Here is a 24,056-nt window from a genome sequence, read left to right as displayed (position 1 = left end):
TTCCAGTGTAAGCTTTGATAGTATTGTGTGTGCCGATCTGATTTACTTTTTTTTATTCCAAGGCAGGGCGTAAGTCCAGGGTAGTTTCTTAACGCTAAAGGGACAATTGATAATGCATAAGGGAGGGATATTCAAACCTGGAGCTATACCGGCACGCACCTCAGAGATTCTTAGCACCAGTTGAAGCGAAAAATCAAAAGTGCGTTTTTCGCTCATAAAGTCGTTATACATCTTCTTTTGTGGTGGCCCACCAGATTTCAGCTTGCCGATCGCAAGTAAGGGGCTATTTACTTTGTATGTTCCCGAATCTTTATCCCACTGGAAAACATCTTCTGCTGTAACCGTCTCTGAAAGTGTATTCTTGGGAGCAATCAAGCTAGGACTTTGGGGTACAGCTAAGTCGCGGGTTAAGTCTGGTGATTTACGAATCACTCGCCGCGATTGCTTACTCAAGTCACCTACTATAGAGCTATTATCCCAGTCAACGTATATTGCCAGATTCTCCGATTTATTTTCAATACTGAGCGACAATTCTTTCAGGTCATCAAGTGGATTTGACACACCAAATTTAAAAGAAATTCCCACATGATCTTGGAGATTTTGTTCTTTTAGTAGGTCATCGACGACTTTTTTCTTAAACTCATACTTAATTTTATCGTCGATGGATTCAACCATGCGATTAAAGGTGTAAGATAAGCCAATGATATAAAGCGTCAAAACAATTAAATTCTGGTCGCCATTTTTCATTACCATAACTCAGAATATAAACTCCACACGCTAATTTTTGCTCCGCTGATAGCTAATTTACCATCATTAATCACGCTTAACAGTTACCGAATTTGATAGCCACCCCCGTCGCCAAAAAAAGAATAACAGTCCCAGGGCGATTACCCCCATAAGAGCCAAGCAAATCGGGTAGCCCCAATACCAATTCAATTCAGGCATATTATATGGTGATTTTTCGGTATTGAAATTCATCCCATATATTCCAGCAACAAAAGTTAAGGGAATAAAGATTGATGAAACCACCGTCAGCACCTTCATAATTTCATTCATTTTATTACTCACCGCTGAAAGATAGACATCCATTAGTCCAGATGCCAGTTCGCGGTAAGTTTCCACCATGTCCATCACTTGCACCACATGGTCGTAGCAGTCTCGCAGATAAATTCGCACCTCATCACTAATAAGTTCACCGCTATCTCGAATCAAGGAATTAATCGCATCCCGTTGGGGCCAGATAGCACGACGCAGTTGCAGTAATTCTCGCCTAATTTGATATATTTGTTGTAGTGTTTGTGGGGTGGGTTTAACTATTACTTCTTCCTCTAACTCTTCTATGCGCTCCCCATAAAGCTCCAGCACTGGGAAAAAGCCATCAATGATTGCATCTAACAGAGCATAAGCTAAATAATCGGTTCCTTGCTTGCGGATGATGCCTTTACCTTTTTCAATTCGCACTCTTACTGCTTCAAAGCAATCATGCTCTGGTTCCTCTTGTACTGTGAGCAAATAATTTTTTCCCAATACTAAACTCACTTGCTCACTATAAAAACCACAAGTTTTTTCCTTGGGCACTACCATGCGGGCAATGATCAATAATTGGTCGTCAAAATCCTCTATTTTTGGACGTTCTGCCATATTGACCACGTCTTCTAAAACTAGAGGATGTAAATCAAAAACGTTACCCAAACTTTGTAAAATATCTCTATTTCCTAAACCCTGTACATCTACCCAAGAAATAGATTCTGTATCTAGATAGTTGACGCATTCCTCAGGGGTTGCTATTTGTTGACGGATAAAGTTAGTTTGGTTATAGTCAATCAAAAAAATCGTTGGATATTCGGCATCTTCATCAATGATAATTGTTCCTGGTAGGGTTCCTGGTTGCTGATAGTATTCTTTTCTAAATGACTTAGTTAAAACTTTGGGAAGACGGCGAAGTTTTCGTACCATGAACTTTTACCTGATAGTCATTGGTTATTAGTCTATTAGTTATTGAGGAAAAAGTCTCAACTCCGGACTAGAGATAATATTAAATATTCCAGCGGATATAATATCATTTATAAATTCTAAAAAATAGCCCACAGGTAATGTTGGGTTTTGTACCTTAAACCAGCTGACGAATACAAATGTGAAATGTTACCCTTAGCATTCGCCTAAAAGGGCAGTCCAGTAGTCAATACTGTATTGGCTACCGGGTTTAGGTTACATAATCTACCGACTGCTACTGTCGGAAAGGAATTTCGACCACAAACTCAGCCCCCTTTCCAGGTTCAGAGAAGCACTCTATCTTACCGTGATGTTTATCCACTACAATTTGATAGCTAATCGATAACCCTAAACCAGTGCCTCCTCCCACAGGTTTAGTAGTGAAGAAAGGATCAAATAACCGATGTTTAATATCGGCACTCATACCAATGCCATTATCTTTAATAGAGATAGCTACCCAATCAGAATTTACTACTTGAGTACTAATTATAATTTTACTGGGATTATTGCTGATTGCTGCTGTTCGTTCCTGATTAAATTTATCCAGAGCATCAATACCGTTAATGAGGATATTCATAAATACCTGATTCAGTTGCCCTGCATAACATTCAACAAGAGGCAAGTCACCATAATCTTTGATAATTTCAATCGCCGGATGTCCCGGTTTAGCTTGAAGACGACTTTGCAAAATTAGCAGAGTGCTATCAATTCCCTCATGAATATTCACAGGTTTCATCTCAGCTTCGTCTAAGCGAGAGAAGTTACGTAACGTCAGCACAATCTCCCGAATGCGCCGTGTCCCGACTTTCATAGAGGCTAGAGTTTTAGGTATATCTTCTTTGATAAAATTAAAGTCAATATTTGCCAGAAAATCATCAAGTTCTGGTGCTGTATTGGGATATATCTTATAGTAAAGATTAATGAAAGTGAGCAAATCCTGGGTGTACTCATCAATCTGAGTCAGATTACCTTGAATAAAGCTCACAGGATTATTAATCTCATGAGCAATACCTGCAACCATCTGCCCAAGACTGGACATTTTTTCCGTTTGAATAAGTTGGGTTTGTGTAAGTTTTAGTTCCTGTAGTGTTTGTTCTAGGCGGAGATTTTTTTCATTTAATTCCTGAGTTCTTACAGCAACTTTCGCTTCTAAATTGGCATAGAGTTGGGCATTTTCCAGGGAGATAGCTGCTTGAGAAGAAAGGAGTTTTAATATTTGCAATCTTTCAGGAGTAAAAGCCCCTACAGTTAGACAATTTTCTAAGTAAACGATACCAATGAGTTTACCTTGGTTGAGAATAGGAGTACATAATATAGATTTAGGTTGATGTTGGATAACATAAGTATCATCAGCAAAATTATTCTCTGTAGTAGCATCATTAATCAGGAGATATTCTTGAGTATGGAAGACATAATTAATGATGCTCACTGGCACATCTTGACTACTGCTAATAGGTGTAGATTGTAACGTACACTGTTGATAATCTTGAGATTGAGCCACAAGGATTAAATTGCCATCCTGTTGCAAAATCAATGAAGCTGTTTCGGCTCCTACGTTCTCTAAAATTACTTGCATTAGGGTGTGCAGCAAGTTATCCAGTTGAATTTCAGAAGCAATGGCTATGGATGCTTTAGTCACAGTTTCCAAATCCAATATAGCTGAGATACTTGTACTGTTAGAGTCAGTTCTTAAGTTGGTAGCCATATCACTTCTATCACTTTGACTGACACTGATAGTTTTTTGATTGAGTATTGGTGCAAGTAACTGAGGATAGCGTTGTTCTAAGTCATCAACTTTTGCTTTTGCTCCCCAATTGATATAACCATAGTAAGCATCAGTCAAGTATAATTGGGCAAGTTTTTCTTTGCCCCATTTCAGGTAAAATTGGGTGGCTAGTTCGTTAGCAAGCGCTTCTTCTTGGATATATTCGTTTTGTTTAGCTCCGGCAATCGCGCGATCATATTTTTCAGCCGCTACCCAATATTTTCCAATTAATCGTGCCTTTTCTGCCTCTACTAAATCGTACCGATGCTGATTATTCATTGGTGCGTGATGTGCCCAAAACTTCATTTTATCTTGATTGATTTCCACTTGCTTTAAGTATTTTTCTTTTTCACAATTTTCTACTTCACAATAATGACCAAGAAGAGCCAATGAATGATAAAAGTTGAGAATGACAACCTGCATAAAACCAAATGCAGATCCTGCCATATCCTCCGCCAACTTCACTTGTTTCAAAGCCTGGTCATAATCTTTAAAATGGTAAAGTATAATTGTTTTGGCTACATAAAAAATGAATAGCACCGTGCCACTTTTAGCAGCAATTAAACGAGGTAGCATTTGAGATTCATCAAAGCTATTACCAATCAATAAACATTTATCCGTAGATAATCCTTGAAAATTCAAACCTAGTTGTTGCCATACTTGAGAAAAATAGATGGGTATTTCTTGTTTTATTTTTATGCATATATTTATATATATCGCTTGTTGCTGAACAGCTAATTCCAGTTTGTCTGTGGAGAAAAATAGGTAACTACATAGGTTAGCAGCACAATAACCGCCCCACTCAATATCTCCTGTATCCAATCCACTTTGTACCCCTTCTTTTAGGGAAGCAATACTATTTTTAGTATGTTCTTTCCAGGTTCTAATATTGGAATTAAACAAATTGTAAACTCTTGCTTTGAGTTCTCTAGCATCAAACTTATCCAATATCTTTAAAGCAATATTTCCAGCATGATATCCATCGTTTAATTTGCCCATTCCAGATAGTAACAAACCATAAAAAGCATAGGCAAACGAAGATAAAGCTGAATTACCATGTTCAATACAGAGATTGACCATTGTGATGATGATTTGTGGAAAGATTTCTGGCTTGACCATAAAAACAGGCGCACACAGAATTTTTAAAACCTGCATTGCTGATAGTTTATAAGGATCAGTCATCACCAATATTTCTTCAAGTTCAGCTATATTTGGCAATTCTATAACTAAGCTATCATCACCTGGTAAATTTACCAGAAAGATCCCTAACTGTTCTAAAACCATCAGCCCAATTTCGACAGCTTTAACCATCTTTAATTGAGCAATATAAATCTGCATTTGAGCTTCATATACTTTAACCTTGTCAAGCATAGTTTTTGTATTTTGTAGAGCAACTTTAGTCAGATTACTTGAGCGCTCAAAGTTAATATTTAAATATTCTACTTCTATAGTTTCGACATAGAGATTTATTGTTAAGTCATACTGATGCTGCCAACTATCTGCTGCTAAAAGTCCTAAACCTAGATTTAAATATTTAACAGCAGCTTCATAAGCTGTAGCTGATTTAGCCTTATTTACTGCGAGTAGATTGAGTTTAGCCAGTTCATATTTTTCTAACTGGCTGACAATTAGATCAGATCCCATATTTAACTGGTTGACAATCTCAAAAAGATTTTCTCCCAATTTTGCTAGAGTGGTATTTTGGAGAAGAAGCTGACCAATTTTCAAATGGGTAACTTGTTTATCGGCTTCTGGAATTAGAGAATAAGCCGCTTGCTGTACACGGTCATGGAGAAATTTATACCTAAGTGTTACTTGTTTATCCGTCGGTTTCCAGTGTTCATCATCCCTAATAACTGAATCATCTTGATAAAGCTTATAAACTTCATCTTTAGGTAAAATTAACCCTTCTTGTAAAGCTTTCCACAAATTAGCTGCCGTTTCTGATTCTGATTTTTCACAGACGATAGACAAGGTATATAAATCAAATTGATTGCCAATACAAGCTGCTTTTTTTAATATGTTTTTGGTATTGTCTGGCAATTTTTGCAACTGAATTTCTAAAAACTCCACTACATCATTATTTAGGCAAAAAGGCAGTAATTTGGTAATATCATACTGCCAGTATCCTGTATTAAAATTAAATATAATTAATCCATGTTCATGCAAAAATTTCAATAATTGTTTAGTAAAAAAGGGATTGCCTTTAGTTTTAGGTAACACTAATTTTGTTAAAGGTAATGCAATAGATTCCGGACAAGTTAGAGCATCTGCTATCAGATGATTAAGTTGCAACTCATCTAGGGGTTTCAGACTAATTTGATTAATGGTAGCTTTAGATTTGCCGATGTCATCTAAAGTCATCATAAAAGGATGTCGGAAATCAACTTCATTATCCCGATATGCACCAATTAGCAGCAGATATTGCACATCTGTTTCACTAATTAGTAACTGAATCAACCTCAAAGATACCGTGTCTATCCATTGTAAATCATCTAAAACAATCACTAGAGGATGTGATTTAGTTGCCAATACTTTGATTAAGTTAATGAATAGTAAATTAAACCTATTTTGAGAAGCATTACCTGTAAGTTCGACTACTTCTGGTTGTTTGCCAATAATCTTCTCTAATTCAGGGATGATATCAATCATCACCCGTCCTTGTTCTCCCAACGCTGATAATATATTAGTTTTCCAATCTAGTAATTGGGTTGTACTTTCTGCTAATAATTGCCCTATAAGACTGCGGAAGGCTTGGAGGAATGCAGAAAAGGGAATATCTCTTTGGAACTGGTCAAATTTACCAGAAATAAAATAACCTTTTTGTCTGACAATTGGTTTATGAACTTCATGAACAACAGCAGTTTTACCAATGCCAGAAAAGCCAGAAACTAAAATCAATTCTGCATTGCCATTACTGACACGCTCAAAGGCATTTAATAAAGTAGTAATTTCAGTTTCTCTACCATAAAGCCTTTCAGGAATCAGGAAGCGATCACATTTATCTCTCTGTCCTAATTCAAAAGCTTTTATTTCACCTTGGCTTAACCACATTTGCTGACATATTTCTAAGTCATGTCTGATGCCTATAGCTGTTTGATATCTTTTCTCAGCCGTTTTCGCCATTAATCTCACGATAATATCGGCTATAGTTTGAGGAATTTGAGGATTAATTTCTCTCAGATTTATAGGCTCTTTAGCTAGATGACAATGTACTAACTCTAAGGGATTTTTGCTATCAAATGGTAATCTACCTGTAAGTAATTCATAAAAAGTCACACCGAGAGAGTATAAATCTGTGCGATAGTCTATTCCGCGATTCATTCTTCCCGTTTGTTCTGGAGACATATAGGCAAGTGTCCCTGACAAAACATTGGGATTTTTAATTTCGGCGTTTTCTTTAGCCAGGAGGGAAGAAATACTAAAATCTATCAGCTTAATTTGTTTAGTTTCGGGATGAATGAGAATATTTTTAGGCTTGATATCTTGGTGAATAATTTTATTTTCATAAAGGTATTCCAGGGCATTGCTAATTGATATAGCAACAGCTAAAAAATCTTCTAAAGTCAATGATTGAGAGTTAGCATATTGACTTAGACAGACCCCACCAAAATCTTCTAAAATGAGAGCATAACTATTACCATAACGTTCTAAATTATAGCATTTAATAATATTGGGGTGGTTGAGGTTTTGGGCGATCGCATACTGATTTTTCAACAAAATCAGGTCACGAACTTGGGGATACTCTGCGTTAAGGATTTTGATGATAACTGGGGTCTGTGTCTGGTCTTGGTAAGCACGATAAACTATGGTTCTCGTACTGACATAGATAGACTCGGTAATTCTATAACCCGGAATGGTGATCGCAAAAGTGGAAGTCATAAAATTTTTTGACTAAATTTCCGGCGTTGCTGATGACAGATATGAAGAGGTAAATTCACTTGGCTATGTTCAAGAATTAAGAGCAAAGCTTTCCGTAGAATTATCAGTAGTTGTTTAAGAATTTATGCAAGTTGGAAAATATCTTTACATTTATTCAAATTCATTTCCTTGCTTCAGCAAAGTTAAATTTTTAGAGGTGTTATCTTAAGTATTATTCCCAGAAATTTAAATCTTGTGGCTATCATTTAGACAAAAAGCTTTTATAGTCATTTTACGTAAGTGACGATAAAAAAGCAGTTTGCCTTTTACAAGACAAACTGCTGAAAAATATTTGATTAATTTGGGAAAGGGTCGATTAGAACATGCCCATGCCGCCCATGCCGCCCATGCCGCCCATACCGCCCATACCGCCCATACCGCCCATGCCGCCCATGCCGCCCATGCCGCCCATGCCACCAGCATCAGGGCCAGCAGCAGATTTCTTCTCAGGCTTTTCGACGACGAGGGCTTCGGTGGTTAAGACTAGACCAGCAATAGAAGCGGCGTTTTGTAAAGCTGAACGCACAACTTTGGCTGGGTCAATAATGCCTGCGGCAATTAAGTCTTGGAATTCCCCAGTAGCGGCGTTATAGCCGATATTGAAATCACTTTCCTGCACCTTAGAGACGATGACAGTACCTTCAACACCGGCGTTGTCTGCAATTTGCCGTAAGGGAGCTTCTAGTGCGCGGGCGACGATTTCAGCGCCAATTTTTTCTTCAGCATCGAGGCTGTTTTTAATGGCCTCTATCTTGGAAATCAGGTGAATCAGGGTCGTTCCACCACCAGGAACAATACCTTCTTCGACGGCGGCTTTGGTGGCGTTCAGCGCGTCTTCAATCCGCAGTTTGCGGTCTTTGAGTTCGGTTTCGGTGGCTGCACCCACTTTAATTACTGCTACACCGCCAGCTAGCTTGGCGATGCGCTCTTGCAGTTTTTCTGTGTCATAGTCAGAATCAGTTTCTTCCAATTGCTTGCGAATTTGAGCAACTCGCTTTTGCACTTCTGGCTTGGTGCTGCTACCGGCGACAATGATGGTGCTTTCTTTGTCAATCACAATTTTGCTGGCAGTTCCCAGCATTTCTAAAGTTGCGGTATCCAGGTTTAAGCCGATTTCTTCAGAAATTAACTGTCCGTCGGTGAGAATGGCAATATCTTGTAACAAGGCTTTGCGGCGATCGCCAAATCCCGGTGCTTTGATCGCAGCTACAGCCAGCACACCCCGTGCTTTGTTGACTACCAAGGTCGCCAAAGCATCGCCATCCACATCTTCGGCAATGATCAGCAAAGGTTGACTATTACGGGCAACTTTTTCTAGGATCGGTACTAAATCCTGGATGCTGCTGATTTTTTTGTCGGTAATCAGAATGCGGGCGTTTTCAAATTCCACCGTCATCCTGTCGTTGTTGGTGATGAAGTAGGGGGAAATGTAACCCCGGTCAATCTGCATCCCCTCAACTACTTCTAGTTCGGTTGTCAGGGATTTGGATTCTTCAACGGTGATGACGCCGTCTTTGGTGACTCTCTCCATTGCTTCAGCCAGCATATTGCCGACTTCTTCATCATTACCAGCTGAGACAGTGGCGACTTGGGCGATCGCACTTCCTTCTACTGGCTTCGCTAATTTAGCAATTTCCAGCACCAAAGCCTCAACAGTTTTATCGATCCCACGCTTTAAGCTTACTGGGTTAGTACCGGCAGCAACGTTCTTTAACCCTTCTCGAATCAAAGCCTGTGCTAAAACTGTGGCAGTTGTGGTGCCATCCCCAGCAACGTCTTTAGTTTTTGACGCAACTTCCTGAATGAGTCTCGCGCCAGTGTTTTCTAGAGGATCTTCTAATTCAATTTCTTTGGCAACAGTGATACCATCGTTGACAATTTGGGGTGCGCCAAATTTTTTTTCTAAAAGGACATTGCGGCCTTTTGGCCCCAAGGTGATTTTCACCGCATCAGCCAAGGCGTTAACACCCCTCTCAAGGGCCCGCCGCGATTCTTCATTAAATGCAATAATTTTCGCCATGTTTCTTTTCTCTAGCGCTTCCATTAGACAATTTAGCACTCACAGGCAAAGAGTGCTAATCGCCCCAGCCACTCAAGTTAACAAATTGAAATAAAAAAATTGATTAATATACAGTTGATGCTCATGTTGGATACTGGCAGTAATGCTTGAATTGGGAGATGAATCTAGACAACTCCCTTAAGTCCCTCGGTATTGCTAACCCTAGCGGCACCGGCTGGTTGGCGGTAGTATTTACGTTTCTCTTGGCTTGGCTTGTAACGTGGCGTTTAATGCCGACGGTACGCAAATTCGCTTTGCGGGTAGGTTGGGCTGACCAACCCAACGCGCGGCGACTCAACCGAGAACCTTTACCCAATGCAGGAGGTTTGGCTATCTATGCGGGAGTGATTGCCGCATTAGTACTAGCTAGCCTTTTACGACCGATCGAACTCCAAAGCGTATTAGCTCAGGTGCTGACGATTCTATTGGGGGGTTCGATATTAGTACTTGTGGGCTTTATCGATGATCAATTTGGCTTACCCCCCTCGGTTCGCTTATGGGCGCAGATAATCACAGCACTGTTGCTAGTTGCTAATGGCATTAGCATCAAAGTCACTTTTGGCACACCTATCGACTCGCTTCTATCAATGTCCTTGACAGTGTTGTGGGTAGTAGGAATTACCAACGCCATCAACTTGATGGACGGTATGGATGGTTTGGCAGGAGGAATCAGCTTTATTACCGCCATGAGTTTGTTAGGGGTTTCCGCCCAGTTTAATAATCGGGCAGCTGCGACTTTAGTTCTGGCAGCTTTAGGAGGAGCTGCACTGGGCTTTTTGCGCCACAACTTCCACCCCTCACGTATCATTATGGGTGATGCTGGAGCGTACTTTTTCGGCTATGTGCTGGCGGCAACTAGCATTTTAGGCAAACTCCAACAAAACACAGTCTATGCTCTTGTACCCACAGTTTTATTTCTGCTGTTGCCAGTGCTAGACACCACTCAGGTGTTTGTCCGGCGACTCATGGCAGGGAAAAACCCTCTTAGTACCCCAGGCAAAGACCACCTACACCACCGCTTGCTTGCTTGGGGATTCTCCCAACGCCATGCCGCCTTCACCCTTTGGTCAATTACCTTAGTTTGTAACTTGTTGGCAATGAGAATACAAGGTATGACTTTGCCAGTGATGCTGACCTGTGCCATGAGCATTATTATCTTTTTAGGTTTTACTGTCTGGCAAAGAATACGCCAACAGTCCTGAGTGGGGAATCTTGAGTGCTGAGTTCTGAGTTGACAACTGGAAACTTTTTTCCACTAAACACTTTTAATTTTCTTGGCTGACTCAGCACTCAGTAAGTAAGCAATATCTAGGCCATGACCATGCCGCCATCAACGTTAAAGACTTGTCCGGTGATATAGGCGGCTGCGGGATCAGCTGCGAGGAAGCGTACCATGCCAGCAATTTCTTCTGGTGTACCGTAGCGACCTAGAGGTATGTAGTTGAGAATCTCATCGGCTTTGAGATCATTTGTCATGTCGGTGGTGATGAAACCAGGGGCGACGGCGTTCGCGGTAATCCCACGGGAGGCAAGTTCTTTGGCGACGGTTTTGGTAAAGCCGATAACCCCTGCTTTGGCGGCGCTGTAGTTTGCCTGACCGGGATTACCCATTTGTCCAGCAACGGAGGCAATGTTGATAATTCGCCCAGAACGTTGCTTAAGCATAATTTTACTGACAGCTTTTGTACATAAGAACACACCAGTCAGATTTAGGTCTATGACTGCTTTCCATTCTTCCAGTTTCATTCGCAAAAGCAGTGCGTCGCGGGCAATACCAGCATTATTGACTAAGATATCGATGCGCTTGAACTTGTCGGTAACGAGCTTCACAAGTGCGTCTACTTGATCGACTTGGGAAACGTCAGCTTGCAGGGCGATCGCAATTCCTCCTGCTGCCGTAATTTCTTCTACTACTTTGTCAGCAGCAGCGCTAGATTGGGCATAATTTATAACTACCTTTGCCCCTTGTGTGGCTAATTCTAATGCGATCGCTCGCCCAATCCCCCGCGAAGCTCCTGTAATAATTGCAACTTGGTTTTGTAAGCTTTGCAAATTTTCTGGCATCAGTTCCATTAAATTATTCCTCAATATTTTGAATTACTGCGCTAATTATCTTATGGCGATTTGTACCAGTAACTGAGATGATTTCAGATTTTAGCTCGCTATCCTCCAGAAAATAGGCTTTTGAGATAGGCGGCAAAATTGCGAAACAATAAAAACAAGATGATGTTGCACCGATTCTATTTACTAAGAATTACCATTGAAACAATCAATTGAAAATTGGTGTGTGTCAAATGACAACTAAAAAGCAATTCAACAGCTTTGAAGAGATGCTGTCTGGTTCTGATGTACCTGTGTTAGTAGATTTCTATGCTGACTGGTGTGGTCCCTGTCAGATGATGGTGCCAATTTTAGAGAAAGTCAATAATCAACTGAAAGACCGTTTGCGTATTGTCAAAATAGACACTGAAAAGTACACGGAGTTGGCAAGTCAATATCAGATTTCTGCGTTACCAACCTTAGTACTGTTTAAGCAAGGTCAGCCAGTGGAGCGAATTGAAGGTGTAGTGCAAGCAGAGCAGTTGGTGCAACATCTAAAAACGCTCATTTAAAATAAAAATCTCTAGTAGGGCGATCAGGATTTTTATCGCCCTCACCTCGCTATGAATAAAAGCCTTTTCTAATATCCAAGCGGCGTCCAGTGGTTGATAACCACTGGCTCAAACCGAATGGCAATGTATTTAAGAGCGTCGTGCGTTCAAGCAACACCATTCTTTCCTTTTCCACAGGGTAGCAACAACCCAGCCATTTTGCTCTAAGGCATCAGCAACAGCTTTAGATTGTTCTAGCAAAATGCCACTGAAAATAGCCCAAGTGGTGAGTTTGACGATCGCACTCATTTCTGGAACTAACTCAATAATCACATCAGCTAAAATATTGCAGACGATGCCATCCACTGGTTTGTCAATCAGCTGCTGCAAAATCTCTACACTCCCCTCAATCGCCACCAAGCGTTCTGGGTTAATATCGTTGAGTGCGCGATTGCTGCAAGTTGATTGCACCGCCAAAGGGTCAGTATCGATTGCATAAACTTTCTCCGCTCCCAATAGCAACGCCCCAATCGAAAGAATACCGGAACCACAGCCAATATCAGCAATTACCAGACGTTCGGGTTTTTCTCCTCTATCAACGAAAGATTGAGGAACTTGACTCAGCCTCATTTCCAGAGATTCCAAACACAGCTGGGTTGTGGCATGAGTGCCTGTACCAAAGGCTACACCAGGATCAAGCCGAATCACCAGCCGTTCTAAGGATTCTGGTAATGGTAGCCATGCGGGGTTAATCAGGAAGCGATCGCCTACTTCTTGAGGTTGCCAGTATTGTTTCCAACTACTAGACCAATCTTCTTCATCAATCAAGTGCCAGTGTAGGGCAGGAGATAACCGTCCTACACAAAGGGCGTCTTGACGCAGCCGCAGGGACAGGGCCGCTAAATCTAGTAGCTGTGCTTGAAATCTTGGTAGATATCCCTTTACAAAGAAGGAATTACCTTTGGTTTCACTAGCTGTACCACGGCAGCCAAAGTCCTCCAGTCGCCAAAAGATAGAATCTTCTAGGTCTGGCTCACATAAAATCTTGAGTTCCCACCAGGTGTTTGCCATAGAATTTTAGATTTTAGATTTTAGATTTTAGATTGGGGACTAGGTAATGGGTAATGGGTAATGGGTAATGGGTAATTGTTTTTTTCCTCTTCCCCAATCCCCTATTACCCATTACCTATCAAAAATCCAAAATCCAAAATCCAAAATTAAAGTGTTACTGTATACGCATCCCGAATCCCAGGTACTTTAGTAATTTCATCCAAAATACCATCGGGTAAAGGGTCATCTATACTCAGAGCCATTACCGCATCACCACGGACGATTTTGCGACCTACCTGCATACTGGCAATATTCACATTGAAACTGCCGAGTAGGGAACCGAGTTTGCCAATAATTCCTGGCATATCGCGGTGCAGGGTGAACAGCATATATTTGCTGGGGGGGACATTAATCGGGAAACCATCAACGTCAGTGAGGTGGATTTCTTTTTCACCCAACAAAGCACCAGTGACAGAGTGAGTACCCAAAGTCCCTGTAGCTTCCAGATGCAACGAGCCGGCATAATCGCGAGCGGAGGCATCCCGCGTTTCAATTACCCGAATTCCCCTTTCTTTAGCTTCTATGCTGGCATTGACATAATTTACCCGTTCCCGCAGGGCTTGGTAAAGTAGTCCTTTGAGGGATGCTACTACCAAAGGCTGGCTCTTGTTGGTTGCTAGTTCACCTTGCAGTCGGACATTAAGTAATTCTACCCGTCCGCCAGCCAGTTGGCCTACCAAGTTACCCAAGGTTTCTGCTAACTGCATATAGGGTTTGAGTTCTTCCAACACATCGGGGCCGAGTCCAGGAATGTTGACGGCTGAACGCGCTGGTAGTCCCAAAAGGACATCGCGAATTTGTTCGGCGACATCTATAGCTACATTTACTTGGGCTTCTGCGGTGGAGGCTCCCAAATGGGGGGTGAGGATCACTTCTTTACCTAGCGATCGCAAATCAGATTCACCCAGTGGTTCTGACTCGAACACATCTAAGGCTGCACCCGCTATTTTACCCTCTTTAATCGCCGCTGCTAAAGCCGTTTCATCAATGATGCCACCACGGGCGCAGTTAATAATTCGGGCTGTAGGTTTCATCTTCGCCAAGGTTGTGGCGTTGATTAAGTGGGTGGTTTCCGGGGTTTTGGGGATGTGTAGCGTGATATAGTCGGATTGCCGGAAGAGCAAATCTAAATCCACTAACTGACAACCAATCTGTTCGGCCCGGTCTGTGGAGATAAAAGGATCATAAGCTAGCAGTTTCATCCCCATCGTCCTAGCTACAGCCGCAACATGGGAGCCAATTTTACCTAAACCAACAATGCCGAGAGTTTTTTTGTAGACTTCCGCACCAATAAAACTATTACGATCCCATGCACCGCGTTTTACTGAAGCGTTAGCATCAGGAATATGACGAGACAAAGATAGCATCATCGCCAGTGCGTGTTCAGCAGCAGCGATTGTGTTCCCCTCTGGAGAATTTACGACTACAATTCCGTGACGTGTGGCAGCGGGCACATCTACATTATCCACACCCACACCAGCACGACCGATGATTTTTAATTGGGTGCCAGCTTCAATAATTTCTTGAGTGACGCGAGTACCAGAACGGATCATCAGCGCGTCGTACTCACCAATAATTGCCACCAGTTCTGCTGGTTTTAAATTTGTTTTGACATCAACTGTGGCAACTTGGGAAAGAATGTCAATTCCAGCTTGGTCAATAGTATCGGAGACAAGAACCTTGGACATGATTACTTCATTTTAAAGTTACAGGTTTTGCTGTAGACGACCTTTAAGTTTAGTCTTTATCAGTAGCCATTCAGCAAAAATTATTTGTTTGCATATCAATCAAGCTCACCTTCATCCACGCTTCGTAGTGTTGGTAATGAGAACGTCAGTTGAAGGGGTGAATTTGGAGAAGTGCCTCCTAGGAGGAGAAGATCAGTTGCTGTTGGCGCCACCCTCTGGGTAAATATAAACGATAAATCGCCCCAACCCCTAGATATTTATTAATAGTTAAGAGTTAGCAGAATTTTTGAGCGCAAAGCGGCTTTCCTACTTCGGTTATAAGCCTTTATTCTTGACTGGACAGCACCCGATGACGATTAACTAGCCTGTTGGCGATTCTAAACTAGCACAAAATCCTAGAACACCAGAGATTCCACCACAGGTGTATCTGTTAAAGATATAAACCGACAGGAATTAAGGTATAAACACGGTATGGCTTGTTATTACCCAGTTACATACAGCTTAAGATAATTTATGTCACAATTGAGGAAACTGCTATTAATCCTACCGTTGCACAAGCCATAACCTGTCTTAGAGTCTGCCAGATGTTGTCTAACAGCTATAGAAACATCGAACTATTCCGTTTTGACGAACAAACGAAAGTTGTATTCATTTTCGCAGGTGAGGAGCTTCAGATTGATGTACTCCCTGATGGAGCTTGGAGGTTTAATTAGATGTCCAGCCCGAATTTTGAACAAATGACAAACAGAGAACTCAGAGCTTATGCGCTTGCACATCGGGACGAGCTTGAACCTCTGCGTGTATTATACAGTCGTCGTACTCCAGACTCGGAAGCTACATTTTATGGGCCAATGGCGACAGAAGACGGTGTACCAATAGAAGAAAATATTAGGTTAGCTGAGAAGGCTATTCAGAAACGAGCCGCGTCAGACAGACAGCATGATCAAGAGGACTTACCAAGAAAAAAACATCAGAAAAAAACATCCCATTAGCAAGGCACAAGGGGGGAAGAAAGAAATCAAATCAATCAAGAATCTCAAAACCAATAAATTATTGGAAATCCTCACGAGAGGAATATTGCTAGTAATAGGTAATAGTTTTATTTAACTATTATCTATTAGCACCAAAATTTCCCAAAATGTAGACTATTATCTGAAACTACTTAAACATAAGCTTATGACCTTAGCCAAATCTCGATTTTGTTGGTTATCCTTTATTCAATAGCCATTATACCTAAATTAATTAAGCAAAATTACATAATATAGCAGCGGGCTTTTCGGCCCGCACTACAAAATTTACAACAATTCAGGATCAACGCCTAGCTCGCGTAACTTAGCTGCTAATACCTCAGCGCGTTGGCGTTCTTGTTCAGCGCGTTGGTGTTCTTGTTCGGCACGTTGGCGTTCTTGCTCTGCTTGTTCGTTACTCCACAACAGCAAATTGCCTTCCTTATCCCACCACCGCAACCAATTTATAGTTTGACACAATCTTTCACCTTGCCAAATTCCCAGAAATAGCTCTAATTCAGGAATCCAAAAACGTCCATTGCTGTCTGCTAGTTGCAAAGTATATTGTCCATTAAGCTCGTGTCGCACTTCCAAACTTGGTTCATAGGGGTCATAGGTAACGTAAGTAGGAACCTTGAGAACCTGTTCGTAGAAATAGAGCTTACCATAAGGCGGAGTGGAACGAACTGAGAGTTCTCCACCTTCTGTATCTGACAGAAATTCCATCACCACAGCAACAGGTGTGCCTTCTAAGTTTGGGGTATAACTCCGACGCACCACATTAGCGGCTACAGGCTGTACTTGAGGCACATAAAACCAGTCGGGAGCTTTGACGATAATTTTTTTGTTAACTGTGGCGACAAGTCCAAAATTAGAGCCAATCAGCATCTGCGGTTGAATGCGTCCTGTAGCTCCCAAAGCATCGGTGAGTGCCGCCGCCAGAGGCGGTTGCTGAATATTTTCCACTGGGTCATCAGGTAAAATAAAGTCGGCCGGGAGTGCTTCCCAAGTGACAATTGGTTCTTTTTGGATGGGGTGAGTTTGTAGAACCATAGAACTACTCCTAAGTATGTTGCTCTTGCCTTAACATTTAGTTGCATTCTACTATTCTGGGAATTTGCGCTCTTTTACTTCCACAGCATAGTCCTGGACGGCTTTGGTAATTGTCTCTCGCAGATTTGTATAAACTTTGGCAAAGGGTGGCTGCTTTTCTGTCAGTCCGAGTAAATCAGAAGTAACTAAAACCTGACCATCACAGTCGGAGCCTGCACCAATCCCAATAGTGGGAATACGGAGTTTTAGAGTTATCTGCAATGCCAACTCAGCGGGGATATGCTCTAATACTATGGAAAATACACCGGCTTGTTCTAAAGCGATCGCTTCATTTAAAATCCTCAGAGACGCTTCCTGAGTTTTTCCCTGTTGTCGCAAACCCAGTTGATGGACTGATTGGGGTGTCAAACCAACATGACCCATCACCGGAATTCCCGCTTGCACCAACCGCTCCACGGTTTCTAACATTGCGGGATGTCCACCCTCTAACTTTACCGCCTGGGCCCCGGTTTCCTTCAACACCCGCCCAGCCGAGTGCATCGCTTGTTGGACACTTTCTTGATAAGTCAAAAATGGTAAATCTACGACGACTAAAGCGCGTTTCACTGCACGGCGCACAGCTTTGGCATGGTGCAGCATCTCTTCGAGAGTAATTGGCAGCGTGGTTTCATACCCCAGCACTACTGCCATAGAATCCCCCACGAGGATTAAGTCTACACCAGCAGCGTCGAGGATTTGTGCGATCGCATAATCCCAGGCAGTCAAGGCGACAATTGCACGTCCCTGCTGTTTCCATTGAATTAATTGCTGGGTGGTAACTGCCATAGCCAATTTTAGATTTTAGATTTTAGATTTTAGATTTTGGATTGGGTAATTGGTAATGGGTAATTGGTAATTGGTAATTGGAGGAGACAAGAAAGAGACGAATTCCCCAATCCCCATGCCCCTAATCCCCAATCCCCAAGCCTTACTTAACAGCCCGACTAAAAGCAAGATGGGTTTTTGCTCTGCCCATATTCGGCATTACCCAAGCCAGACCTTCGCTGGTACCGACCCACAATTTATTGCCAATGTCAGGTGCAACAGCTAGCACTCGACTAGAAGGAAGTCCAGCAACTTCGTCTAATACAGCTCCTGTGTTTGGATTCAATCGTAACAAACCATTGCTAGTACCAACCCAGACACTATTATCTTTGGCAAAACGGACTGATGTTACATTACTTCCACGCAGGCGAGTTACAGACCGCAGTACAATTCCATTTTTCGGGTTAATTACAAGCAAATTATTCGGCATCCCTGCCCAAATTAATCCTTCGGGGCTGATAGCGAGAGCTTGCACAGTCGCCCCAGGTAAATCAGCGATTCGCTTCATGATCAAAGCATTGGCAGTGTTTACTCGCACCAATCCCTCAAGAGTACCAACCCAGAGTTGACCTTCAGCATCTAAAGTCAGGGCATTGGCGCTGACACCAGGCAGATTTTTGACTGTCGTCATCGTCAAGCCTTGGTCGGGACTAATTAAAGCTAAACCGTTATCAGTTCCCGTCCATAAATAACCCCGCTTGTCAAGCAATAATGACAATACCCGTTTAGAAGGCAACAATAAATTTTGTGCAGTGATTTCATTAGTGCGCGGGTCTACTCTTGTCAATCCCTCATAATTTCCCACCCACAAACGCCCTACTTTATCTTGGGCTAATGCACCAATAGCAATATTCGGTAAGCTAACGCGAGCCACAATTTTCCCAGTATTCGGGTCAATCCGCGATAATCCCCGCCAAGACCCTACCCAAAGATTGCCTGTAAAATCTCCTAGCAAATTGCTTACACGGTAATCAGTTTCAATTTCCCTCTCTTGCACTCCCCGCTGATTAGGTAAGGGGACTACTTGCGGTGGCGGTGGAGCCGCTGGATAAGTAGGGGTAGAACTAGCTGGATTCATGCCAGGGGTTTTTTGTGCTGTTGTCGGCAATTCCATACTTGGCAACGCTATCAACCCCAGCAGGAAAGAAGAAATCAAAAAACTAGTACGCCTGTGAAACAATACCACGGTTATATTTCCTTTGGAGACATTACCCATAACTATTACCTAAACTGGCTTCGGCTTAATTGCAGTGTTCCCTTAAACTGGTATCTTTTTAACGTCATGGGCAATTTTTCGCCAATCTCAGTCACCCAAGCCGCCCAACAGCCCCAAAGGAGAACCCTGACCTCTGAGCTACATACAGTTATTGATAATCATTTGTAAATCATTCTTAACAAAATGTTTAAAACTTTATGTAATAAGAAATTTAAATATTTAAGTTAAAAATTTTCAACGAATAACTTATGCAGTTTCTTGATATATTGTGAGACAAGCTACAAATTTACGAGGTGTGCAATTTTTTATCCTTCGCTTACCACTCTCATAAACCTGTGTCAGTTAAATTATTTCCTTGTCTCTTTCCAGTCAATAGGCAAGATAGAACGACTAAGGATGCTTTGAAGGTGAGCCAGCCAGCTCACTCCCCTAAATACGGCGATTTTCAGGGGATTATCTAAAATCCTGACTGTAAAGTGCAGAAGTTTAGATGGAATTGAGCAGGTTTAGTAGGGTACGAAGAAGAGATAAAAATAACTTGTATTGGTGGGACGAGGGAAAAATACAAACGCTAAGTGTAAGTGGTGCGCCCCTAGAAGGGGAGAACACTGCTGATAAGGAAGGGTTAACCTTGCTGCTAAGTGTTCGTCGCAGAAACATTGCTAACCTCTGCCAAAAGCAACCCATAATCAACAATTTTTCCTAATCTTCCCTCTGTCAATGGGGGAAAAAGCGGGGGCGAAGGGAAATTGCACACCATGTGGTTTGAAAGAAACAAAGAGTGACTTCTGGGAAGAAAAATTATGTCTTACGCTCAAACGAAGACTCAGTCAAAAACTGGGTATCAAGCCGGGGTTAAAGATTACAGACTAACTTATTACACACCTGATTACACTCCTAAAGATACAGACCTTCTAGCAGCATTCCGGATGACACCCCAGCCAGGGGTTCCCCCCGAAGAAGCTGGTGCGGCTGTAGCGGCTGAGTCTTCCACCGGTACATGGACAACAGTGTGGACAGACTTGCTGACCGACCTAGATCGCTATAAAGGTCGTTGCTACGACATCGAACCAGTTCCCGGCGAAGACAACCAGTATATTTGCTACGTTGCCTATCCTTTGGATCTGTTTGAAGAAGGCTCTGTAACCAACGTATTGACCTCCATTGTCGGTAACGTGTTTGGTTTCAAAGCTTTGCGGGCATTGCGTTTGGAAGACATCCGCTTTCCAGTAGCTTACATCAAGACTTTCCAAGGGCCTCCTCACGGTATCCAAGTTGAGCGCGACAAGTTAAACAAATACGGTCGTCCTTTACTGGGTTGTACAATTAAGCCGAAATTGGGTCTGTCAGCTAAGAACTACGGACGCGCTGTATACGAGTGCTTACGCGGTGGTTTGGACTTCACCAAAGACGATGAAAACATCAACTCCGCACCATTCCAAAGATGGCGCGATCGCTTCTTGTTCGTTTCTGAAGCGATCAACAAAGCCCAAGCAGAAACCGGTGAAATCAAAGGTCACTACCTGAACGTCACCGCCCCCACCTGCGAACAAATGTTGCAACGGGCTGAGTTCGCTAAAGAACTCAAACAGCCCATCATCATGCATGACTACCTCACCGCAGGCTTCACCGCCAACACCACATTGGCTCGTTGGTGCCGCGATAACGGTATCCTGCTGCACATTCACCGTGCTATGCACGCTGTAATCGACCGTCAAAAAAACCACGGTATCCACTTCCGTGTATTGGCTAAAGCCCTACGCTTGTCTGGTGGTGACCACATCCACACCGGTACCGTAGTTGGTAAGTTGGAAGGCGAACGCGGCATCACAATGGGCTTCGTTGACCTGTTGCGTGAAAACTACATTGAGCAAGACAAGTCTCGCGGTATCTACTTTACCCAAGACTGGGCTTCTCTACCCGGCGTAATGGCAGTTGCTTCTGGTGGTATCCACGTATGGCACATGCCCGCGTTGGTAGAAATCTTTGGTGATGACTCCGTACTACAATTCGGTGGTGGTACTCTTGGTCACCCTTGGGGTAACGCTCCTGGTGCTACCGCTAACCGCGTCGCCTTGGAAGCAGTTGTTCAAGCTCGTAACGAAGGCCGTAACTTGGCTCGTGAAGGTAACGATATCATCCGCGAAGCTGCCAAGTGGTCTCCTGAATTGGCTGTTGCTTGCGAACTTTGGAAAGAAATCAAGTTCGAGTTTGAAGCAATGGATACCGTCTGATCTGAGTTAAGGGTTAAGAGTTATAGAGTGAAGAGTTAAATTAATTCATAACTCGTAACTCATAATTCTTAACTTTTGTGGGCTGGGGTCAAGCATGAATCTAAAGCAAATTGCGAAGGACACAGCCAAGACTCTCCAAAGCTACTTGACTTATCAGGCGCTAAGGACGGTACTGGCACAACTAGACGAAACAAATCCTCCATTAGCGCTTTGGCTGCATAACTTTTCTGCTGGCAAAGTCCAGGATGGAGAGGCTTATATTGACGAACTGTTTCGAGAAAAGTCAGATTTGGCATTGCGGATTATGACTGTCAGGGAGCACATAGCGGCGGAAGTTACTGATTTCTTACCGGAAATGGTTCGCACTGGCATTCAGCAAGCCAATATGGAACAACGTCGCCAGCATCTAGAACGGGTCACGCAAATTAATTTGTCAAACCCCAGTCCAGAATCAGAACAGCAGACAATCTCAAACCCGAATTTGGATAACTTATCCAATTAGTCGATCAATCTAATAGTAAACAATCGCACTACCTTATCAACAGCTATGCAAACTTTACCAAAAGAGCGTCGTTACGAAACCCTATCTTATCTGCCCCCCCTGTCTGACGCTCAAATTGCCAAGCAGATTCAGTACATTTTGAATCAAGGTTACATTCCAGCAATTGAGTTCAATGAAACTTCTGAACCAACAGAATTATATTGGACAATGTGGAAGCTACCTTTGTTCGGCGCTAAATCTACTCAAGAAGTATTGGGCGAAGTTCAAGGATGCCGTTCTCAATTCAACAACTGCTATATCCGCGTTGTGGGTTTTGACAACATCAAGCAGTGCCAAGTTCTCAGCTTCCTTGTTCACAAACCCAACAAATACTAAAAGCTGATGAGCTAATAGTAATTTCATGAATTAATAAGAGAGGTAGAGTTGTCTATCTCTCTTTTTTTAGATATGGAGGTTAGCTGAGTGTTTGTTTTAAGTTTTTGTTGGAGAATAGAATTGTAGGTTGAGTAGCACACACAAAGCTAAAAGTGGTAATTATTTAATAAATAACTCTTTTAATGCAGCATTAAGCTTGACTTAGAAGCAATCTTTAGATGCTATAAGTAGCAATCATATTGAAATAATAATATATGAACGCTAATCAGCTATCGATTTTTACTGACAATAACCCACCGGAAATATCCTCTGCTGTAAATAGCAGTTTACAAAGCTTGACATCCTATATGGATGTCAAGAATACTATCCCAGTTGATTTACCAAATGGGGCATATATTTCTCTTGATAGACTTTCACCTTTAAAGGTTTACTCCCTTGGCTTTCAACCCGCAAAAACGATTCCTGAAATACCATCTTGGTTTTTACAAAAATATACATCTAAAGGTGAAGTCATCTTAGAACCGTTTGCAGGTTCAGGAACTAGCATTATCGAGGCTTTGAAACTAGGCAGAAACGTTGTTTGGTCGGATAACAACCCTCTTAGTCAGTTAATTTGCAGAGTTAAAACTACTCGTCTACCGCTAATTGATATCTTAGAGGAGTCCTACAAAATTGTTGCAGATGCCAATCTTGAGAAGAGTGTGATTAACAGCGTTGATTTTAGTAATAAAGACTTTTGGTTTCAGAAGCCAGTACAAGAAGGTTTGGAAATTATAAAAAACAGAATATTTTCATCAAAACCAGCTTATCAACCTGTTTTACTACTCGCTTTTGCATCAACTGTCAGAAAATGCTCTGATATGAATGATGGTATGATATTAGCAGCACGTCGTTCTAGTGTTAAAGAAACACCTACAAGAACTCGTGCAGATGTTTTTAAATATTTTAAATATTATCTTGATAAAATTATAGAAGCTCTCGCAGACTGGCATCAGTTAAGTTGGGATAATTCTTGTACCAGAGAAGTATCGTCACAAGATGCACGTAATTTAGATGGAGATTGGTTATGTGATGCCGTTGTGACATCTCCTCCCTATATTAATGCAATTGATTATGTTTGGGCTTCTAAATTTGAGCTACATTGGCTAGATTTTGTGAAGAGTAATCAAGACAGATTGGATTTATATTCAAAGGAAATTGGAACTGAAAGAATTTCTAGCTCAAACTATAAACAGTTGGGACAAACAGGTTATAAGTATCTTGATAATTTAATTGCAGAGATATTTACTGGAGAAAAATATCAAGCTAGTAAAGGACAAAATCAGTTGAGAGCGAGGGTAGTATATAAGTATTTTATGGATATGAAGCAACATTTTTATAGTTGTTATCATAAACTAAAAGCTGGTGGTCATTACTGCTTTGCTGTGGGTGATTTTAGTCGAATTTGTGGAGTTGATATTCCTGTTGCTGATTCGCTAACTGAGTTTGCGGCTACTATCGGTTTTCAAGAAGTTTTCAGATTTCACCTTTTGTTGAAAAATCGTAAGTTGAATATCCCCAGAAATGTTAATTGGGCTGGAACTATCAAACATGATACAATCGTAGTCATACAAAAACATTGATTTAAATTTTGGTTATTGTCAGGTGCTACTTATGCAGCAAGTGATTATCGATAAAAC

18 protein-coding genes are annotated in these 24,056 nt (G+C 41.8%); 8 read left to right on the top strand and 10 right to left on the bottom strand.

The window, feature by feature from the left end:
- Window positions 1-42: 42 nt before the first annotated feature.
- The 4 genes from CYLST_RS09785 to groL all read right to left on the bottom strand — a co-directional run bounded on the left by CYLST_RS09785 (window position 43) and on the right by groL (window position 9,698).
- A complete protein-coding gene (locus CYLST_RS09785; protein ID WP_015207557.1) occupies window positions 43-747 on the bottom strand; it encodes a hypothetical protein in 705 nt (234 codons plus the stop codon).
- Window positions 748-813: 66 nt separating this feature from the next.
- A complete protein-coding gene (gene corA, locus CYLST_RS09780; RefSeq protein ID WP_015207556.1) occupies window positions 814-1,956 on the bottom strand; it encodes a magnesium/cobalt transporter CorA in 1,143 nt (380 codons plus the stop codon).
- Between the two features lie 271 nt (window positions 1,957-2,227).
- Window positions 2,228-7,639 carry a trifunctional serine/threonine-protein kinase/ATP-binding protein/sensor histidine kinase gene (locus tag CYLST_RS09775; RefSeq protein ID WP_015207555.1) on the bottom strand — a complete coding sequence of 1,804 codons (5,412 nt, stop codon included), beginning with the start codon at window positions 7,637-7,639 and terminating at the stop codon, window positions 2,228-2,230.
- Between the two features lie 355 nt (window positions 7,640-7,994).
- Window positions 7,995-9,698: a chaperonin GroEL gene (gene groL, locus CYLST_RS09770; RefSeq protein WP_063823481.1), complete on the bottom strand. Its 1,704-nt coding sequence runs from the start codon at window positions 9,696-9,698 to the stop codon at window positions 7,995-7,997.
- A 158-nt stretch (window positions 9,699-9,856) separates the two neighbouring features.
- Between groL and CYLST_RS09765 the strand changes: the two genes are divergently transcribed.
- Complete coding sequence (locus CYLST_RS09765) at window positions 9,857-10,939, top strand: MraY family glycosyltransferase (protein ID WP_015207553.1); 1,083 nt, start codon at window positions 9,857-9,859, stop codon at window positions 10,937-10,939.
- A gap of 106 nt (window positions 10,940-11,045) precedes the next feature.
- On the opposite strand, the gene fabG is transcribed toward CYLST_RS09765, so the two are convergent.
- On the bottom strand, window positions 11,046-11,810 hold the full coding sequence (gene fabG, locus CYLST_RS09760) for a 3-oxoacyl-[acyl-carrier-protein] reductase (RefSeq protein WP_015207552.1): 765 nt from the start codon (window positions 11,808-11,810) through the stop codon (window positions 11,046-11,048).
- Window positions 11,811-12,031: 221 nt separating this feature from the next.
- On the opposite strand from fabG, the gene trxA reads away from it, so the two are divergent.
- Window positions 12,032-12,349, top strand: a complete 318-nt coding sequence (trxA, locus tag CYLST_RS09755) for a thioredoxin (protein WP_015207551.1) — start codon at window positions 12,032-12,034, stop codon at window positions 12,347-12,349.
- Window positions 12,350-12,478: 129 nt separating this feature from the next.
- Here trxA and prmA read toward each other — a convergent pair whose 3' ends face one another.
- A complete protein-coding gene (prmA, locus tag CYLST_RS09750; RefSeq protein ID WP_015207550.1) occupies window positions 12,479-13,399 on the bottom strand; it encodes a 50S ribosomal protein L11 methyltransferase in 921 nt (306 codons plus the stop codon).
- Between the two features lie 146 nt (window positions 13,400-13,545).
- Window positions 13,546-15,126, bottom strand: a complete 1,581-nt coding sequence (gene serA / locus CYLST_RS09745; protein ID WP_015207549.1) for a phosphoglycerate dehydrogenase — start codon at window positions 15,124-15,126, stop codon at window positions 13,546-13,548.
- 476 nt (window positions 15,127-15,602) lie between these two features.
- Here serA and CYLST_RS36765 point away from each other — a divergent pair, with 476 nt between their 5' ends.
- Both CYLST_RS36765 and CYLST_RS09735 read left to right on the top strand, forming a co-directional pair.
- The gene (locus CYLST_RS36765; RefSeq protein ID WP_085960587.1) at window positions 15,603-15,839 is read left to right on the top strand and encodes a DUF6888 family protein; all 237 of its coding nucleotides are present in this window, start codon (window positions 15,603-15,605) and stop codon (window positions 15,837-15,839) included.
- Window positions 15,840-16,118 (top strand): DUF6887 family protein, encoded by a 279-nt coding sequence (locus tag CYLST_RS09735; protein WP_015207547.1) that lies wholly within the window; start codon window positions 15,840-15,842, stop codon window positions 16,116-16,118. It abuts the gene before it with no gap.
- Between the two features lie 303 nt (window positions 16,119-16,421).
- Here CYLST_RS09735 and CYLST_RS09730 read toward each other — a convergent pair whose 3' ends face one another.
- From CYLST_RS09730 to CYLST_RS09720, 3 genes are all read right to left on the bottom strand, one after another.
- Window positions 16,422-17,186: a Uma2 family endonuclease gene (locus tag CYLST_RS09730; protein ID WP_015207546.1), complete on the bottom strand. Its 765-nt coding sequence runs from the start codon at window positions 17,184-17,186 to the stop codon at window positions 16,422-16,424.
- 51 nt (window positions 17,187-17,237) lie between these two features.
- A complete protein-coding gene (panB, locus tag CYLST_RS09725; protein WP_015207545.1) occupies window positions 17,238-18,011 on the bottom strand; it encodes a 3-methyl-2-oxobutanoate hydroxymethyltransferase in 774 nt (257 codons plus the stop codon).
- Window positions 18,012-18,153: 142 nt separating this feature from the next.
- Entirely contained in the window at window positions 18,154-19,266 is a 1,113-nt protein-coding gene (locus tag CYLST_RS09720; protein WP_015207544.1) for a ligand-binding sensor domain-containing protein, read from the bottom strand.
- An 803-nt stretch (window positions 19,267-20,069) separates the two neighbouring features.
- Here CYLST_RS09720 and CYLST_RS09710 point away from each other — a divergent pair.
- From CYLST_RS09710 to CYLST_RS09695, 4 genes are all read left to right on the top strand, one after another.
- Complete coding sequence (locus CYLST_RS09710) at window positions 20,070-21,500, top strand: form I ribulose bisphosphate carboxylase large subunit (RefSeq protein WP_015207543.1); 1,431 nt, start codon at window positions 20,070-20,072, stop codon at window positions 21,498-21,500.
- A gap of 94 nt (window positions 21,501-21,594) precedes the next feature.
- On the top strand, window positions 21,595-22,002 hold the full coding sequence (gene rcbX / locus CYLST_RS09705; RefSeq protein WP_015207542.1) for a RuBisCO chaperone RbcX: 408 nt from the start codon (window positions 21,595-21,597) through the stop codon (window positions 22,000-22,002).
- Window positions 22,003-22,047: 45 nt separating this feature from the next.
- Complete coding sequence (locus tag CYLST_RS09700; protein WP_015207541.1) at window positions 22,048-22,377, top strand: ribulose bisphosphate carboxylase small subunit; 330 nt, start codon at window positions 22,048-22,050, stop codon at window positions 22,375-22,377.
- 254 nt (window positions 22,378-22,631) lie between these two features.
- The gene (locus tag CYLST_RS09695; RefSeq protein WP_015207540.1) at window positions 22,632-23,999 is read left to right on the top strand and encodes a DNA methylase; all 1,368 of its coding nucleotides are present in this window, start codon (window positions 22,632-22,634) and stop codon (window positions 23,997-23,999) included.
- Window positions 24,000-24,056: the final 57 nt, after the last annotated feature.

This window comes from Cylindrospermum stagnale PCC 7417, assembly GCF_000317535.1.
In the GTDB taxonomy this organism is placed as follows: domain Bacteria; phylum Cyanobacteriota; class Cyanobacteriia; order Cyanobacteriales; family Nostocaceae; genus Cylindrospermum; species Cylindrospermum stagnale.
Note: the sequence above shows the minus strand (reverse complement) of the source record. Positions and strands in the feature narration are given on the sequence as shown.